The organism is Thalassobellus sediminis, assembly GCF_044386045.1.
In the GTDB taxonomy this organism is placed as follows: domain Bacteria; phylum Bacteroidota; class Bacteroidia; order Flavobacteriales; family Flavobacteriaceae; genus Thalassobellus; species Thalassobellus sediminis.
The window spans coordinates 19038-31285 of sequence record NZ_JBISCD010000034.1 but is presented as its reverse complement, the minus strand read 5'-3'; the positions used below and the strand labels follow the sequence as shown (position 1 = coordinate 31285).

Below are 12248 nucleotides of genomic sequence, written 5' to 3'. Positions count from 1 at the left end.
ATAAAACTCCCGATTTCTCGGAAACAATAAAATATGAAAATTAAGTCGGCCGAATTTGTTATGAGTAACTCTGATGTTGCCAAATGCCCAAAAAGCAAGTTACCTGAATATGCATTTATAGGCAGGAGCAATGTTGGAAAGTCATCCTTAATAAATATGCTTACTAGCCGAAAAAGCTTAGCAAAAACATCTGGAAGACCAGGAAAAACACAACTTATAAACCACTTTTTAATTAATAAAAACTGGCACTTGGTAGATTTACCTGGCTATGGTTATGCGCGTGTTTCTAAAAGTTCTAAAAAAGTATTTCAAAAATTTATAACTCAATATTTTGGTTTACGCGAGCAACTGGTTACCGCTTTTGTTTTAGTAGATATTAGACATACGCCACAGCCTGTAGACTTAGAATTTATGCAATGGATGGGAGAAAACGGCGTACCATTTTCTATTATTTTCACAAAAGCCGATAAGCTAAGACCAAAAGCCATTAACGACCATGTTGAAGCTTACAAAAATATACTTCTAGAAACTTGGGAAGATATGCCGAATTATTTTATCACCTCATCGTCTAAAGACATTGGTAAAGACGAGGTTTTAAAATATATTGATAGTTTGAATGAGAATATGAACTTAGATTAAGCTTTCTTACCCTTATTTACATCAATTTTATTATCAGATAAAAAGCTAGAACAACTGTACATAAACTCTATAAACTTTAAAAGCAACTCCACTCACTAATTCTTAACATCCAAAGCATCTCGCAAGGCATTCCCAATAAGCATAAATGCCATAACTAAACTCACAATACAAAGCCCAGGTATAATAGCTAAATACGGTTTTCCTAGTATAATATAATTATAATGGTCTTTAATCATTGCTCCCCAGCTTGCCATTGGCGGTTGTGCGCCTATGCCTAAAAAACTAAGCCCGCTTTCAATTAAAATAGCACCCGCAAAATTAGCTGCTGATATTACTATAACCGGAGCCATTATATTTGGTAAAATATGTTTGGTAATTATTCTAAAATCGTTAAAACCAAGCGCTCTTGCCGCCGTAACATATTGCATTTCTTTAGTACTAATTATTTGTCCGCGCACTACTCTAGCCACCTCGACCCACATAGTAAGCCCAACTGCTATAAATACTTGCCAAAAACCTTTACCCAAAGCCAAAGTTATAGCAATAACCAATAACAAGGTAGGAATAGACCAAGTAACATTAATAACCCACATAATAACAGCATCTACTTTACCGCCAAAATAACCAGCTATACTTCCAATAAAAACTCCAATAATTAACGAAATAAATACCGCCACAAAGCCAATAAAAAAAGATATTCTAGCGCCTACCAACACACGACTTAATAAATCGCGCCCATACTTATCTGTTCCAAAAAGAAAGGTTTTTTCTTTTATATAATTGGCTATGTTTTTTTTAGGAAAGCTATTTAAACTCACTATTTTTTCTACACCTTTTAAACCATCGGCAGCGTATTCGGTATATGTTACTGTATTTTCATTAATTGTGTATGCTGAAATAGGAATTTCGGTATCTGTATTTTTTTTTCCAAAGAACAATTTATCAAAAGTGCTTTGTTCCATTTTTAATTCTGAAGGCAACGTAATCATATTAACTGTAAACCCTGGTTTTTCTGAATGAATAGACAAATGCATTTGATTTGCATATTGTGAGTTGTCTGGAGCAAACACATAAGCAAACACAGAAACCAAGCCTACAAATACAATAAAATAGAAACTAAAAACGCCCCAAAAGTTCTTTTTAAACTTTTGGAGCGCTAATTGTTTTAGTGAGTTAGACTTATGACTCATCTATAATCTTAGTTTTTTACAGCAGATGCTACATTTTTAATAGGATACGACGTTTTTAAATCTTCTAAAACATTTAAGGCTTCTTCTACGTATACATCTTGACTCAAACTCTGATGCCAACGCTCGCGCTTTTCTTTTAAATCGGTAGTATCGCTTTCAAAAAGAGATTTTTCAAAAGTCGTAGAATCAAACGTTAAATTTGTTTTATAATCTGATATGGCATCAAATTGTTTGGCTTCTTCTTCATTCTTCTCTAATTCTGCTTTATATTTTTTATAATTTAAAGAATAAAGTGTTTCATCTATTTTACTCTTCACCCATTTAGCATTTTCTTCAATAAGTTTTAACTGCCCATTATTACTCATACGGTCTTTACTTTTGGTAATTGTTGAATCATAATCAAAATAATTTTCCCATGGCGTAAATTTCGCTGCATCAATTTCATCCCAAGGCAACGGATTATCTTTATCTTTTTCTCCTACATTAATAAAGCTAAATCTACCAGGTACTTCTACATCACTTTTAACGCCTTCTAATTGCACAGACCCTCCATTAATTCTATAATATTTTTGAGTTGTTACCGCCAATGCACCAAGATCTCCACTAGTATTATTTCTTAGCATATTATTCAGGTTTACAACATTTTGAACTGTCCCTTTTCCATAGGTTTGTTTACTTCCAATAATAACAGCTCTTTTATAATCTTGCATTGCTGCAGACATAATTTCGGAAGCAGAAGCCGATATTTCATTTACCAAAATAACTAATGGCCCATCCCAAGAAATAGACTTATCTCTATCGCTTAAAACATCTTTTGCTTCTCCTGTAGAACGTACTTGAACAATAGGTCCGTCTTTTATAAACAAACCAGCCATTTCAACAACTGCTGGCAAAGAACCACCTCCATTATTACGTAAATCTAATACTAAACCTTGCATTCCATCAGCCTTTAATCTCTCAATTTCTTTTTTAACATCTTTGGCTGCATTAACATTTTTATAATCTTTAAAATCTACATAAAATGCAGGTAAATTAATAACACCAAACTTTTTATTGTCTTTTGTAACCAACGATGCTTTTGCATAGGTTTCAACTAACTCAACTACATCTCTTGTAATAGTTACATCTTCTATAGAACCATCTACTTTCTTTATCGTTAAAGTCACCTTAGTTCCCTTTGGTCCTTTTATGTATTTAATAGCATCACTAATTCGCATACCAACAAGATCTACAGGGAATTCCTCATCTTCTTGTTTTGCTTTCAAAATAATATCTTCTACCTCAAGTTCATTACTTCTCCATGCTGGACCACCTGAAATTAATTCTACAATTTTAATATAATCCATTCTTTTTTGAAGTCTGGCTCCAATACCTTCAAGTTTACCAGACATACGCTGATCGAAATCTTCCTTGTTTCTAGGTGCCAAATAATAAGTATGAGGATCAAACTCTTCTACAATTGTATTTACATATTCTGCAAAGTAATCTTCTCGCTCTTTATCATCTATGTAATCGTTAAATAAAATATCTAGCGATTTTAAAGTTGATTCTCTTGCTTGTTTTTCTATTTCTGCATCTGTTTTCATTATGTAGGACGCATCTTTTTCTTTAAGTTGTTTTTCTTCTGTTTGAAGGTCGTCATAATTAGAAAGTGTAGAAAATTTAAGTAATTTTCTCCACCTGTCTTTCATTTCTTTTTTACTTTTAGCAAAGCCTATTTTATCATAATCTGTTTCATAAGTTTCATCAATAGCATAATCAAAAGGCTTAGATAATAAATCTCTATATATTTGTTTAGCCTCATCAATACGTATAAGCAATCTTTCATTTGTTACATTAAAAAATGTAATATCTGTAGCTTTTAATTGGTCATCAATATTTAACTTATATTTTTCGAAATCTTTAATATCCGATTGATAGAAATAACGTTTTACCGGATCTATAATTTTCACATAATCTTTAAATAATTCAGCTGAAAAATCATCATTTATATCCACCGGATCAAAATGCCCTTGCTCTAAAACAAAGGTAATTACTTGAATTAATAATTTATCCTTATCTGGGTTACTAAACGTTTTAGACATGAAACTACACGAAGCAAAAGCCAGTAATAATAACATTGATAGTATTTTATAATTTCTCTTCATAATTCTTTTCATAAATTTATTTTTCATGGCACACAAAAACAAAGCCCAACATTTTTTCACTAAAATAAAGAAAAAACCATGCCAATAAAGGCAATTGTTACTAATTTTTTGTTAAACCAAAGAAATAAGCAGTTTACTGAGGAAATTATGTATTTTAGCGACACCTTTTAAGTTTACGCATGACAAACAAACCACTAATTTTAGTTACTAATGACGACGGGATTACTGCTCCTGGTATTAGGATGCTTATAAGCATCATGGAAACTATAGGTGACGTTATTGTGGTAGCTCCCAACAGCCCACAAAGCGGTATGGGGCACGCTATTACTCTAGATTCGACCCTGCATGCCGAAGAGATTAATATAGATGATAAAACTCAAAAAAAAGAGTACAGCTGCTCTGGCACACCTGCCGATTGTGTTAAATTAGCTATTAGAGAGTTATCGCCCAGAAAACCAGATTTATGTGTTTCAGGCATAAACCATGGCTCTAATTCTTCTATAAATGTTATTTACTCTGGTACCATGAGCGCTGCCATTGAAGCTGGTATTGAAGGTATTCCTGCCATAGGATTCTCGTTGCTTGATTACACATGGAATGCCAATTTTAAAGCATCGAAAACATACATTAAAACCATTACCGAAAATGTTTTAAAGGAAGACTTACCTAACGGTGTTGTTTTAAATGTTAATATCCCTAACCTTTCTGAAAAAGAAATAAAAGGCATTAAAATTTGCAGACAAGCAAAAGCTAATTGGGTAGAAGAATTTGATAAGCGTAAAACACCTCAAGGAAAAGATTATTATTGGCTTACTGGAAAATTTGTTAATTTAGATAGTGGTGAAGATACTGATGAATGGGCTTTAAAAAATGGCTATATTTCTTTAGTTCCTGTTCAATTTGATTTAACAGCACATTACTTTATTAAAAACTTAAACAATTGGGATTTAAAATAGTTATTGAAAAAAATCAATATAAATGAGAAAAGAAATTTTTATAGGTATGTTTGTAGGACTTATAGCTAATACGATCGGCCTTTTTGGAGCAGCTAATTTATTAGGACAAGGTGATGATTTTACAACTGTAATTAAGGCAGCTGCAAGTGAAGGATTTTTAGGAAAACTAATTAGCCTAGGAGCTATTTTAAACTTAATTGCCTTTTTTATTTTTATAAGAAAAAAACAGGACTATAGAGCTAGAGGCGTTTTATTAATCACTGTTTTTATTGCAGTTTTTACTTTTGTTTTTAAACTCTTTTAATGAAACCAAATTGATTGAAAAGAATTTATTACAGAAATGCTTTTTTCAATTATTACAAGGTTACATGTGACAGGTGAATACAAATAATATTATCACATGAAATATTACATTCTTGCTGGAGAAGCATCGGGAGATTTACATGGTTCAAACCTAATGAAAGAACTACTTAATGAAGATGTAAATGCCGATATTAGATTTTGGGGTGGCGACCTCATGCAAGCCACTGGCGGCGCCTTAGTAAAACATTACAAAGAGCGTGCATTTATGGGATTTATTGAAGTTATTATGAACCTCAATAAAATATTTAAACTCATTTCCTTTTGTAAAGAAGATATTAAAAATTTTAATCCCGATGTTGTTATTTTTATAGACAATTCTGGTTTTAATTTACGCATCGCAAAATGGGCAAAACAAGAAAATTTTAAAACCCACTATTATATTTCACCACAAGTATGGGCTTCTAGAGCAAGCAGAGTGAAAGCTATTAAGCATGATATAGATGCTATGTATGTGATTTTTCCTTTTGTTAAAGATTTTTATAACAAATACAACTATAAAGTTGAATTTGTAGGACATCCGCTTATTGATGCTATATCTAACAGAAATCAAGTAGATGAATATGAATTTAGAAAAACACATAAACTAGGAGACAATCCCATTATAGCTTTACTTCCTGGGAGTAGAAAGCAAGAAATAAAAGAAATGCTATCTGTAATGCTTAGTCTAGTAAATGATTTTCCAGATTACCAATTTGTAATTGCTGGAGCACCAAGTCAAGATTATAGTTTTTACCAAACCTTTATTAAATCATCGCAAGTACAATTTATTGCAAATAAAACGTATGACTTATTAAGCATATCAACTGCTGCATTAGTAACATCGGGCACAGCAACTTTAGAAACAGCTTTATTTAAAGTACCACAAGTAGTTTGCTATAAAGGAAGTGCAATTTCATACTTTATTGCAAAGCAAATTATTACACTAAAATATATTTCGCTAGTAAACTTAGTTATGGATAAAGAAGTTGTTACCGAACTTATTCAGAACAATTTCAATAAAAAAAGCCTAAAAAAAGAACTTGAAAATATTTTAAATACAGAAACACGTAAAAAGCTTTTTGTTGATTATTACGATTTAGAGAAAGCCTTAGGCGGAAAAGGTGCCAGTAAAAAAACAGCGGAATTAATTTACAACACTATTAAAGCCTAAATTATTTAGATGAAGCAAATTGTTTTAATACTCATAATAATAGCAAGCTTTAGCAGTTGTAAATCTTCAAAGCGAGCTAAAAGCAGAAAAACATCTTCTTCAAGAGTAATCACAAAAAAAATTGATGTTGTAAATACGAAAGATGAAATTATTACTGACACTAAAAACAATCATGTTCGCTCTAGAACCAATGCATATACAACATCAGAAAACATAATAAATTACGCAAAGCAGTTTGAAGGTGTACGCTACAAATGGGGTGGCACCACAAAATCTGGAATGGATTGTTCTGGACTAATTTTTGAATCTTTTAAAGCTTACGATATTTTATTACCTAGAATATCAAGAGACATGGCAAAACGAGGCAAAAAAGTTTCATTAAAAAATGTTATTAAAGGCGATTTATTATTCTTTAAAACTGGAAACAAAAGAAACACCATTAATCACGTAGGATTAATTGTTGCTATAAAAAACAATAACATTCAATTTATTCATGCCACAAGTAGCAAAGGCGTTATTACATCATGGCTAAATGAAACGTATTGGCATAAAGCCTTTTTTGAAGCTCGTAAAATATTATAAGATATTTCTTATATTAGTCGAGTATGAAATTACTCAACTTCGCTATAATTAAATTAACTATCTGCCTTATTTTAGGCATTATAATTGGGTCTCTAACAAATCTTTCTTTAAACTCAATATTATATACAATATGTGTTCTTTTTGGGTTTTTATTACTATTTTTTTTTATAGCTAGAAATCAATTTACAAAAACTATTTGGTTTGGTGTTTCAGCATTTATTTTAATGATACTTGTTGGGGTTTTAACAACTAGCATTCACAATCAAAAAAACTTTTCAAATCATTATACTAATAATATTTCAAAAGAAACAGACTCTTCTAAAACTATCACATTTAGAATTAGAGAAGTCTTAAAACCTGGTAATTATTACGACAAATATATTATTGATATATTAAATATTGAAGACAAAAACGTTTCAGGAAAATCACTTTTAAATATTGAAAAAGATTCAACACAATCTCCCTTAAAAGTTGATGCTATTTTTATTAGTAAAACAACATTTAAAGATTTAATTCACCCTCTAAATCCGCATCAATTTGATTATAAAAACTATTTAAAGAAAAAATATATTTACCATCAAATTTTTATTTCTAACAAATCACTTTTAAAAGTTAATAGTGAAACACATACTTTGTTTGGCATTGCAAACAACATAAGAAACTATATTAACAGGAAACTAAAACCTTACCATTTTAACCTTAATGAACTTGCTATAATTAATGCGCTTTTACTTGGCCAACGACAAGATATTAGTAAAGAAGTTTATAGTAGTTATACCAATGCTGGCGCCATACATATTTTGGCTGTTTCAGGTTTACATGTTGGTATTATTTTACTTATTCTTAATTTTATTTTTAAACCTCTAGAAAACTTTAAACAAGGTAAACTCATTAAAACTATTTTACTAGTTGCTATTTTATGGAGTTTTGCATTAATATCAGGATTATCTGCTTCTGTAACGCGCGCTGTTACCATGTTTTGTATTGTTGCTATTGCCATGAATCTTAAAAGACCGACCAACTTATACAATACGTTGGCAATATCTATGTTTATTATTTTACTATTCAAACCTATGTTTTTGTTTGACGTTGGTTTTCAATTAAGCTACTTAGCTGTTTTTGCTATTGTTGTAATAGATCCGTTATTATATAATTTATGGAAACCTAAAAATAAAATCATTGATATATATTGGCACACATTTACTATAACCATATCTGCTCAATTTGGAATTATTCCTTTAAGCTTATATTATTTCCATCAATTTCCTAGCTTATTTTTTATATCGAATTTGGTAATTATTCCACTTTTAGGGCTTATTTTAGGTTTTGGAATCCTTGTCATTTTACTAGCCACAGTAAACTTATTACCACAATTTATAGCAAACACCTACGGAAGTATTATTGGTTATATGAATCATTTTATAAGTTGGATTTCTAAACAAGAATCCTTTTTATTTAAAGATATTGCTTTTAGCTTATTATATGTTTTCACCTCATATTTATTAATAATTGCTTTTATAAAACTTATTAAGAAATGGCATTTCTATAATTTGAAATTATTTTTAATAAGCATTCTTGTTTTTCAATGTTCTATTATTTATACTAATTTTAATAAACCTAAAAATGAATTTATTGTATTTCATAAAAGCAGATATAGTTTGCTAGGAAATACCACAAAAAACAAAACAACTATCGCACATGATTTTGATAGTATAACGCAAATAAAAAGTAATATTATAAAAGACTATACTGTTGGAAGCCATATTAATACTATTGAAAAAGACTCCATTCAATCTATTTATTTACTAAATAAAACAACACTATTTGTAATAGACAGCTTAGGAACTTACAATATAAAATCGTTTAACCCTGACTATATATTATTAAGACAATCGCCAAAAATTAACTTAAACCGACTTATAGATTCTATAAAACCAAAGTATATTATTGCCGATGGCAGTAATTACAAATCGTATATTGAAAGCTGGGAGGCTATTTGTAAAAAAAGAAAGCTCCCTTTTCACCAAACTAGTAAAAAGGGAGCTTTTATTATTAGCTACTAGAAGCTATTAACTCTTAAACTCAGATTTAAACGCTTTATAATACTCGCTAAATTCTTCTTGAGTTGTTATTTTTTTATGATCATTTGTTTTGAACATTTTTAAATACAACTCTAAACCTGCAGGTTGTTGATACCCTTTTATTGGAGCAATAAGCTCACCTGTTTCATCCATAAAAACAATAGTTGGATAAGCTTGAACTTGAAAATATCTAGATAATTCGTGTACAGAATTTCGTCTATTAGCTAATGCTGGATTATAATTAGGGTTTGAAAACTTTTTACCTTTATAATTAACTACATCATTTCCTTCTGCATTAAATTTAACAGCATAATAATGTTCATTGACATACTTTACAACATCTTCGTTGTGAAAAGTATTTTTATCGAGCATTTTACAAGGGCCACACCAACTGGTATAAACATCCATCATAATTTTTTTAGGCGTTTTTTTCTGAAGCTCTAGAGCTTCTTCAAAAGATACCCAGTTAATTTCTTGAGCAGTTGTGCATACTGTTGTAAAAACAGCTATCAGTAATATATATATTGTTTTTTTCATGTATTTATAATTATTGTTTTTTATCTGTTATGCGCAACATTCATTTAATCATTTTCGTGAGTATCAAAAACTTAATTATGATTGCTTAGTAATAACTTTAGGTACAAATGTTATACCTAACTTACATAAAAAGCTCCTAATTAGGAGCTTTTTAAATATTATTTAACTTTTTTTTCTGATTAACTCTCTTACTTGTATTTGTTTATGAGTAGATTCAATCGTAAAGAAACTCCCGGTATGTCTATAGAAATAAGGCTTAAATATTTTTAACAAAGTTATTTGCTACTTCCAACCACTTTGTAGCACCACCACGAACATACCCGGTACTTCCAAGCTTACTTAAACTTTTCTTACCGTCTTCCGCTTTTTCTGGCTTCGCAAAATGTATAGATGGATAACCTCTTACTTGAAACATTCTTTGCATTTGCGCATTCTGAATTTGAAGCTTCTGATCCAACACTTTTCTTTTAGGAAAATCTAACTCTACTAAAACCACATTATCTTTAGCCCATTTTTTAAAATCGGCAGTTTTTAAAACTTCGTTTTGCAATTTAATACACCAACCACACCAATCGGATCCTGTAAAGAACAACAAAAGGGGTTTATTTTCCTTTGTTGCAATTTCATAGGCTTTATCCATATCTGTATGCCAAGTTAAATCTTCTTGAGCAAAACCTTTTAAAAACACCGAAACGGTTAATAGTAATAATATTATTATTCTTTTCATAATTCAATTTGTTGCAAAATCTGCTCCGAACTTACAAAAAAAGCTCCTAATCTGGAGCTTTTTGAGTGTTTTTTAGTTATTTATTCGATTAACGCACACCATGCATTAGTTTTTTAATAACTGGATATAATATAGCAGACAAAACCCCTAAACCAACCGAAACAGCTGTTAAAATCCAAAAGAAGCTACTTAATCCACTTTCTCTAGCTATAGCTTCAGAAGATTCAGCAAAAACACCTGCTAATTTCATACCGATTGCAACTGCTAAATACCAAATTCCAAACATAAAAGCTATCATTCTTGCTGGCACCAATTTACTAACATATGATAATGCAACTGGAGACACACATAATTCTCCCATAGTATGAAATAAATAAACTAGAATTAACCAAATCATACTTACTGAGGCCGTTTTTGCTCCAGGCTCAATATCTGAAGCACCAATAGCAACACAAGCCATACCTAAACCTAATAAGAACATACCAATTGCCCATTTCATATTAGCATTTGGGTTGTACTTACTTTCCCACCACTTAGAAAATAACGGCGCTAAAGTGATAATAAATAAGGAATTTAATATTGAAAACCATGAAGCTGGAACCTCCGTTGTATCTTTCTGAAATTCTGCGGAAAGCATCCAAATAGCAATAGCCCAAACAATTAAAAAACTTACTGATAAAAAGATATTTGACAACGCATATTTTCCAAAAGTCTTTTTAAATAATAAAAACAAAACCCATGTAATAATACCCAATGGAATAATTGTCATTAATGAATTAACTATTTTAAAAATAAAACCTGTTTCACCCACCAAAGTCCTTTGAGTATAATCTTTAGCAAAAACTGTTAAGGAACTTGGTGATTGCTCAAAAATTGCCCAAAAGAAAATAGTAACAAAAGCAAAGAAAACAACAGCAATCATTTTATCACGCAATATTGGAGAATAACGAGGAATACGTATTAATAATAAAATAATAAAAATCACCAAAGCCAATAATATCGCTGCATTGGAACCTGATAAAGCCCCTATATTAAATGAAAACAAATTATATTCACCTTCAGATATTTTTGAAATTGGATCATTAAAAATCCATGCTAAACCTAACAAAGCTGACACCAAAATCATTATTTTCTGAACACTTGTAAATGGATTACGCGCTTCTTCAGTTGAAGCTTCAGAATTAACAATATCATCTATAATATCTATATTCTTATTTTTTACACCTTTACCAATTTCACCAAAAATGCCTTGTGCATACCAAAATTGTAATAAACCAAATAACATAAATATACCTGCAACACCAAATCCCCATGACCATCCTATTTTCTCTCCTAGATAACCACATAATAAAATTCCTAAAAAGGCACCTGCATTAACACCCATATAAAAAATAGTATAAGCACCATCTTTCTTTTCAGCCTTTCCTTCATACATCTCTGAAATAATAGAAGTCATATTTGGCTTAAAAAATCCGCTACCAATAACTAACAACCCTAAACCACAATAGATAAAAAACGGTGTTTCTAAAGCCATACAAGCATGACCTAGCGTCATTAACAAAGCTCCAATAACAACAGCTTTTCTTATACCTATGACATTATCTGCAAAATACCCCCCTAACATAGTTGAAAGATATACCAAAGAAGTATATGTACCAAAAATTGCAAATGCCCACTCACGAGGCCATCCCCAACCTTCATCCATTATTGATGCCGTAAAAAACAACACTAAAAGTGATCGCATTCCATAATAAGAAAAACGTTCCCACATTTCTGTAAAAAACAAAACAAACAATCCTGCAGGATGTCCTAAAACTTTATCTTTAAAAAGGTTTTCAATATCTGTATTCATAAATAAAAAAAATTGGTTGTTATA

11 protein-coding genes are annotated in these 12248 nt (G+C 30.6%); 6 read left to right on the top strand and 5 right to left on the bottom strand.

The genetic code is table 11. The features are described from left to right. Positions 1 to 33 precede the first annotated feature (33 nt). The gene (gene yihA / locus ACH5TW_RS00530) at positions 34 to 639 is read left to right on the top strand and encodes a ribosome biogenesis GTP-binding protein YihA/YsxC (RefSeq protein WP_439334520.1); all 606 of its coding nucleotides are present in this window, start codon (positions 34 to 36) and stop codon (positions 637 to 639) included. Between the two features lie 95 nt (positions 640 to 734). Here the strand turns inward: yihA and ACH5TW_RS00525 are convergent, their stop codons facing one another. Together ACH5TW_RS00525 and ACH5TW_RS00520 are read right to left on the bottom strand one after the other, a co-directional pair. Then, the gene (locus ACH5TW_RS00525; protein WP_439334519.1) at positions 735 to 1829 is read right to left on the bottom strand and encodes an ABC transporter permease; all 1095 of its coding nucleotides are present in this window, start codon (positions 1827 to 1829) and stop codon (positions 735 to 737) included. Between the two features lie 8 nt (positions 1830 to 1837). Next, positions 1838 to 3976 carry a carboxy terminal-processing peptidase gene (locus ACH5TW_RS00520; protein WP_439334572.1) on the bottom strand — a complete coding sequence of 713 codons (2139 nt, stop codon included), beginning with the start codon at positions 3974 to 3976 and terminating at the stop codon, positions 1838 to 1840. A 179-nt stretch (positions 3977 to 4155) separates the two neighbouring features. On the opposite strand from ACH5TW_RS00520, the gene surE reads away from it, so the two are divergent. From surE to ACH5TW_RS00495, 5 genes are all read left to right on the top strand, one after another. Next, on the top strand, positions 4156 to 4932 hold the full coding sequence (gene surE, locus ACH5TW_RS00515; protein ID WP_439334518.1) for a 5'/3'-nucleotidase SurE: 777 nt from the start codon (positions 4156 to 4158) through the stop codon (positions 4930 to 4932). 22 nt (positions 4933 to 4954) lie between these two features. Further along, positions 4955 to 5236 carry a hypothetical protein gene (locus ACH5TW_RS00510; RefSeq protein ID WP_439334517.1) on the top strand — a complete coding sequence of 94 codons (282 nt, stop codon included), beginning with the start codon at positions 4955 to 4957 and terminating at the stop codon, positions 5234 to 5236. A gap of 96 nt (positions 5237 to 5332) precedes the next feature. Further along, positions 5333 to 6445, top strand: coding sequence for a lipid-A-disaccharide synthase (lpxB, locus tag ACH5TW_RS00505; protein WP_439334516.1), 1113 nt, complete (start codon positions 5333 to 5335; stop codon positions 6443 to 6445). Positions 6446 to 6454: 9 nt separating this feature from the next. Continuing rightward, positions 6455 to 7027, top strand: coding sequence for a C40 family peptidase (locus tag ACH5TW_RS00500; protein ID WP_439334515.1), 573 nt, complete (start codon positions 6455 to 6457; stop codon positions 7025 to 7027). Between the two features lie 23 nt (positions 7028 to 7050). Then, on the top strand, positions 7051 to 9090 hold the full coding sequence (locus tag ACH5TW_RS00495; protein ID WP_439334514.1) for a ComEC/Rec2 family competence protein: 2040 nt from the start codon (positions 7051 to 7053) through the stop codon (positions 9088 to 9090). A gap of 6 nt (positions 9091 to 9096) precedes the next feature. On the opposite strand, the gene ACH5TW_RS00490 is transcribed toward ACH5TW_RS00495, so the two are convergent. The 3 genes from ACH5TW_RS00490 to ACH5TW_RS00480 form a co-directional block, all read right to left on the bottom strand. Next, a complete protein-coding gene (locus tag ACH5TW_RS00490; RefSeq protein WP_439334513.1) occupies positions 9097 to 9645 on the bottom strand; it encodes a thioredoxin family protein in 549 nt (182 codons plus the stop codon). A 256-nt stretch (positions 9646 to 9901) separates the two neighbouring features. Further along, positions 9902 to 10372: a thioredoxin family protein gene (locus ACH5TW_RS00485; protein ID WP_439334512.1), complete on the bottom strand. Its 471-nt coding sequence runs from the start codon at positions 10370 to 10372 to the stop codon at positions 9902 to 9904. Between the two features lie 88 nt (positions 10373 to 10460). After that, positions 10461 to 12224, bottom strand: a complete 1764-nt coding sequence (locus ACH5TW_RS00480) for a peptide MFS transporter (RefSeq protein WP_439334511.1) — start codon at positions 12222 to 12224, stop codon at positions 10461 to 10463. Between the last annotated feature and the right edge of the window lie 24 nt (positions 12225 to 12248).

Bases quoted from the DNA above. Each gene is read 5' to 3' on its own strand.
- ACH5TW_RS00490 (WP_439334513.1), bottom strand. From the start codon at position 9,645: ATGAAAAAAACAATATATATATTACTGATAGCTGTTTTTACAACAGTA.
- ACH5TW_RS00480 (WP_439334511.1), bottom strand. From the start codon at position 12,224: ATGAATACAGATATTGAAAACCTTTTTAAAGATAAAGTTTTAGGACAT.
- surE (WP_439334518.1), top strand. From the start codon at position 4,156: ATGACAAACAAACCACTAATTTTAGTTACTAATGACGACGGGATTACT.
- ACH5TW_RS00510 (WP_439334517.1), top strand. From the start codon at position 4,955: ATGAGAAAAGAAATTTTTATAGGTATGTTTGTAGGACTTATAGCTAAT.
- yihA (WP_439334520.1), top strand. From the start codon at position 34: ATGAAAATTAAGTCGGCCGAATTTGTTATGAGTAACTCTGATGTTGCC.
- ACH5TW_RS00495 (WP_439334514.1), top strand. From the start codon at position 7,051: ATGAAATTACTCAACTTCGCTATAATTAAATTAACTATCTGCCTTATT.
- ACH5TW_RS00485 (WP_439334512.1), bottom strand. From the start codon at position 10,372: ATGAAAAGAATAATAATATTATTACTATTAACCGTTTCGGTGTTTTTA.
- ACH5TW_RS00520 (WP_439334572.1), bottom strand. From the start codon at position 3,976: ATGAAGAGAAATTATAAAATACTATCAATGTTATTATTACTGGCTTTT.
- lpxB (WP_439334516.1), top strand. From the start codon at position 5,333: ATGAAATATTACATTCTTGCTGGAGAAGCATCGGGAGATTTACATGGT.
- ACH5TW_RS00500 (WP_439334515.1), top strand. From the start codon at position 6,455: ATGAAGCAAATTGTTTTAATACTCATAATAATAGCAAGCTTTAGCAGT.
- ACH5TW_RS00525 (WP_439334519.1), bottom strand. From the start codon at position 1,829: ATGAGTCATAAGTCTAACTCACTAAAACAATTAGCGCTCCAAAAGTTT.